Raw genomic sequence first — 4,340 nt, 5'->3', positions numbered from 1 at the left:
CGCCACCGGCACACTGGTCGGTTCCGTCACCGGCGCCACCGGTGCGATCACTTACACTCTGGTCGGCAGCGCCACTGGCAGCTACGGCCAACTGCCGCTCAACCCGCTGTACAGCGAAGAGCTGAAAAACTACCTCAACCGCTTCAGCCCCAACGATCCGTCGCCGCTGACTGACTTCGCCGCCGCGCTCACGTCGGCGACCGGCAACGAGCTGCAAGAAGTGCTCGACTGCGTGCCGATGCTCAAGCGCATGGAAAAAGTCCTGCCGATGCTGCGCAAGGAAGTCGAAGTCGCACGTCTGCAAAAAGAAATTTCCGCCGAAGTGAACCGCAAGATCGGCGAGCACCAGCGCGAGTTCTTCCTCAAGGAACAACTCAAGGTCATCCAGCAAGAGCTGGGCCTGACCAAGGACGACCGCAGCGCGGACATCGAGCAGTTCGAGCAACGCCTGGAAGGCAAAGTCCTGCCGGCCCAGGCGCAGAAACGCATCGAAGAGGAAATGAACAAGCTGTCGATCCTGGAAACCGGCTCGCCGGAGTACGCGGTCACCCGCAATTACCTCGACTGGGCGACCTCGGTGCCGTGGGGCGTGTACGGCGAGGACAAACTCGACCTCAGGCACGCCCGCAAGGTGCTCGACAAACACCACGCCGGCCTCGACGACATCAAGGACCGCATCCTCGAATTCCTTGCGGTCGGTGCCTACAAAGGCGAGATCAGCGGCTCCATCGTGCTGCTGGTCGGCCCGCCGGGCGTGGGTAAAACCAGCGTCGGCAAATCCATCGCCGAATCCCTTGGCCGACCGTTCTACCGTTTCAGCCTCGGCGGCATGCGCGACGAAGCCGAAATCAAGGGCCATCGCCGCACCTACATCGGTGCGCAACCGGGCAAACTCGTGCAGGCGTTGAAAGACGTCGAAGTGATGAACCCGGTGATCATGCTCGACGAAATCGACAAGATGGGCCAAAGCTATCAGGGCGACCCGGCCTCGGCGCTGCTGGAAACCCTCGACCCGGAACAGAACGTCGAATTCCTCGACCACTACCTGGACCTGCGCCTGGACCTGTCGAAAGTCCTGTTCGTCTGCACCGCCAACACACTGGACTCGATCCCCGGCCCGTTGCTCGACCGGATGGAAGTGATTCGCCTGTCGGGTTACATCACCGAAGAAAAAATCGCCATCGCCAAGCGGCACCTGTGGCCCAAGCAACTTGAGAAGGCCGGCGTGTCCAAAGGCAGCCTGAGCATCAGCGACAGCGCGTTGAAAGCATTGATCGACGGCTACGCCCGTGAAGCCGGTGTGCGGCAGTTGGAAAAACAACTGGGCAAACTGGTGCGCAAAGCCGTGGTGAAGTTGATCGACGAGCCGAAAGCGGTGATCAAAATCGCCCCCAAAGACCTCGAAGCCTCGCTCGGGCATCCGGTGTTCCGTAATGAACAAGTGCTGTCCGGCACCGGTGTCATCACCGGGCTTGCCTGGACCAGCATGGGCGGCGCGACCTTGCCGATTGAAGCAACGCGCATCCACACGCTCAACCGCGGCTTCAAGCTCACCGGGCAGTTGGGCGATGTGATGAAAGAGTCGGCGGAAATCGCCTACAGCTACGTCAGCTCCAACCTGAAGTCGTTCGGCGGTGATCCGAAATTCTTCGATGAAGCTTTCGTCCACTTGCACGTGCCGGAAGGCGCCACCCCGAAAGACGGCCCGAGCGCCGGCGTGACCATGGCCAGTGCCCTGCTCTCGCTCGCCCGCAACCAGCCGCCGAAAAAAGGCGTGGCCATGACCGGCGAACTGACGCTGACCGGGCATGTACTGCCGATTGGCGGGGTGCGTGAGAAAGTGATTGCGGCGCGGCGGCAGAAGATTTTCGAGTTGATCCTGCCGGAGCCGAACCGTGGCAGCTTTGAAGAATTGCCGGACTATCTGAAGGACGGGATCACCGTGCACTTCGCCAAGCGCTTTGCGGATGTGGCGAAGATTTTGTTCTGATCCTGAAGCAGATGGTTGTTACAACACGAGAAGACTTGGGAAGTCTTCTCGTGTTGTTTGACGGCCTCAACGACTCATATGTTGACGGAGGCCCTGATCACTCGAGAATATTCAACTTTATATTCAACAAAAACATAGAGAACAAAACTCTCGTGCACTTCGCCAAGCATTTTTAGAACAGGGCGAAGATTCTGCTCCAGGCAGGTTGAATACGCCACCGCCAGTTCGATGCTTCGCAGTTGCGTTATTCATAAAACCACCACCCATCCCAAACCAATCAGTCTAAAAACTGTCAACCTTGACAGTTATGCGTGCAGATTCCGTGACACACACTTGCGGCTTCAACCTGCAATTCAAAGGATCTGAAAATGACTGACAACCCCATCGTTACTTCCTCCACGACTGGCGTGTTCACGGCCAAAGTCCAAAACCAGCGCGACTTTTCCGCAAGCCGACTCAACGTCTTCTTTGACGGGGAAACTTTTCATATCAGCGGTCAAGAAGGCGATCCCACGACGCCTGATGATCATTACAGGACGATTTACATTCACGTGAAAAAAAACGGGGACAACCTGACTTTTCACAAGCTGTTTTACATCGTCAAGGAAGGTCCTCACACCGAGAAAATTTCTGCCGATGACGGCACCTTCACTATCAATTTCGACGAAGCAAGTCGTCATTACAGAATGTCTTTTCATGTCCTGGCGAAACTCCCTGATAAAACTGTCGATATCCTGGGGAGTTTTGATCTGCGCCAAAGCTGACGATTGGTTTGTATCGTGTGACTGCCCCCGGCAGTCACACGATGCTTGGGCGGCACCGACGAACGCCTTTGATCGAGGAACTTTCGTCACGCTCTTCACCGTCACACTTTGTCTCATCTTCAGTTATGCTCGCCGTTCGTCGTGAATGCCGGAGCCGCTGACCTTATGTCCCCCACCCGCCTGTTGGTCCCCCTCTCCCTGTCCTTGCTGGCCGCTTGCGCCACGCAACCGAAACAGAACGTGACCGTGGAAAAACAAAGCCAATGCCCGGTGAAACTGAACAGCGGGCAAAACCTGATCCTGACCCTGCCGAGCAACCCGAGCACCGGCTACCGCTGGGCCATTCAGGATTCGGCCGGTGGCGTGTTGCATGCGCTCAGCCCCGAGGTGTACAGCAACCCCGAAGACGCCGGAATCGTCGGCAGTGCCGGTGTTTCGACCTGGCGCTTTCAGGCATTCAGCGCCGGCACCGGCCGTCTGCGCCTGACCTCTCAACAACCGTGGGCGCCGGAAGTATTGCCGGTGGAAACCTTCGATTGCGCGATCTCGGTTAACTGATATGGGCTGGCTGATTCTGGCGCTGATGGGCGCAGTCACGTTTCTTTACGGCCTCAGCGCACATGCCGCGTTGTTGTGTCTGTTGGTCAAGCCGTTGCCGGTGTTGGCCTTGCTCGGCTGGCTGCACGACGCACCGCCCAGCGAATACCGGCGCTGGATCAGTCTGGGGCTGATTTTCTCGCTGCTCGGCGATGTGCTGCTGGCCTGGCCGGCGGATTTGTTTGTGTTTGGGCTTGGGGCGTTTTTGGTCGCGCACTTGGCGTACCTCAAGGCTTATTTGAGCGATTGCCGGCGGTTGGCGATGTCGCCGTTGGTGATTGCGTTGGCTGTCGGCGCGGTGCTGCTGGGGATTTTGATTTCCCACGGACTGGGCCCATTGCTGATCCCGGTGATTGTTTACGGTCTGGCCATCAGCGCGATGCTCTGGCGCGCTTTGGCCCGGCTCGGCACCGAAGTCCCCAAACGTTCGGCGCTGCTGGCGGCGGCGGGCGCGGTGGCGTTTGTATTCTCGGACAGCGTGATTGGCATCAGCCGGTTTGTGGTTCCGTTCGATGCAGCGCCGTACGTGATCATCCTCAGCTACTGGCTGGGGCAATGGGGCATCACGGCCTCGGCGTTCACCCAAAAACAACGCTAACCCCTGTGGCGAGGGGGCTCGCCCCCGTTCGGCGGCGCAGCCGGCGCAAATCCGGTGAATGGGATGAAACTGAAAGAATGCGGGGGGAGTGCTTCGCACTCCAACGGGGGCAAGCCCCCTCGCCACAAAAGCCCCCCCTTGCCACAAAAGCACCGCACATTACGCACGTGATCATCCTCAGCTATTGGCTGGGGCAATGGGGCATCACGGCCTCGGCGTTCACCCAGAAACAACGCTGACCCCTGTGGCGAGGGGGCTCGCCCCCGTTCGGCGGCGCAGCCGGCGCAAATCCGGTAAATGGGATGAAACTGAAAGAATGCGGGGGGAGTGCTTCGCACTCCAACGGGGGCAAGCCCCCTCGCCACAAAAGCCCCCCCTTGCCACAAAAGCA

General features: G+C 58.8%; 4 protein-coding genes and 1 pseudogene. All 5 read left to right on the top strand.

Features of this window, described 5'->3' with window-relative positions; translation table 11 throughout:
- The coding region (gene lon, locus ACQKP4_RS28500; protein WP_427637377.1) for an endopeptidase La at positions 1-1,990 on the top strand (1,990 nt) is incomplete at its 5' end.
- A gap of 368 nt (positions 1,991-2,358) precedes the next feature.
- Entirely contained in the window at positions 2,359-2,754 is a 396-nt protein-coding gene (locus ACQKP4_RS28495) for a hypothetical protein (protein WP_427637375.1), read from the top strand.
- A gap of 165 nt (positions 2,755-2,919) precedes the next feature.
- Positions 2,920-3,312, top strand: a complete 393-nt coding sequence (locus ACQKP4_RS28490; protein WP_427637374.1) for a protease inhibitor I42 family protein — start codon at positions 2,920-2,922, stop codon at positions 3,310-3,312.
- A 1-nt stretch (position 3,313) separates the two neighbouring features.
- On the top strand, positions 3,314-3,949 hold the full coding sequence (locus ACQKP4_RS28485; protein WP_427637373.1) for a lysoplasmalogenase: 636 nt from the start codon (positions 3,314-3,316) through the stop codon (positions 3,947-3,949).
- Between the two features lie 164 nt (positions 3,950-4,113).
- Positions 4,114-4,188, top strand: a pseudogene (locus tag ACQKP4_RS28480) (lysoplasmalogenase); the annotation flags it as partial.
- Positions 4,189-4,340: the final 152 nt, after the last annotated feature.

Source organism: Pseudomonas sp. NPDC086278 (assembly GCF_050280905.1).
GTDB lineage: Bacteria > Pseudomonadota > Gammaproteobacteria > Pseudomonadales > Pseudomonadaceae > Aquipseudomonas.
The sequence above is the reverse complement of the archived record's forward strand: the minus strand, read 5'-3'. Positions and strand labels throughout refer to the sequence as shown.

What these genes read in the sequence shown, in the direction of transcription:
- ACQKP4_RS28495 (WP_427637375.1), top strand. Translation starts at nt 2,359, where the DNA reads ATGACTGACAACCCCATCGTTACTTCCTCCACGACTGGCGTGTTCACG.
- ACQKP4_RS28485 (WP_427637373.1), top strand. Translation starts at nt 3,314, where the DNA reads ATGGGCTGGCTGATTCTGGCGCTGATGGGCGCAGTCACGTTTCTTTAC.
- ACQKP4_RS28490 (WP_427637374.1), top strand. Translation starts at nt 2,920, where the DNA reads ATGTCCCCCACCCGCCTGTTGGTCCCCCTCTCCCTGTCCTTGCTGGCC.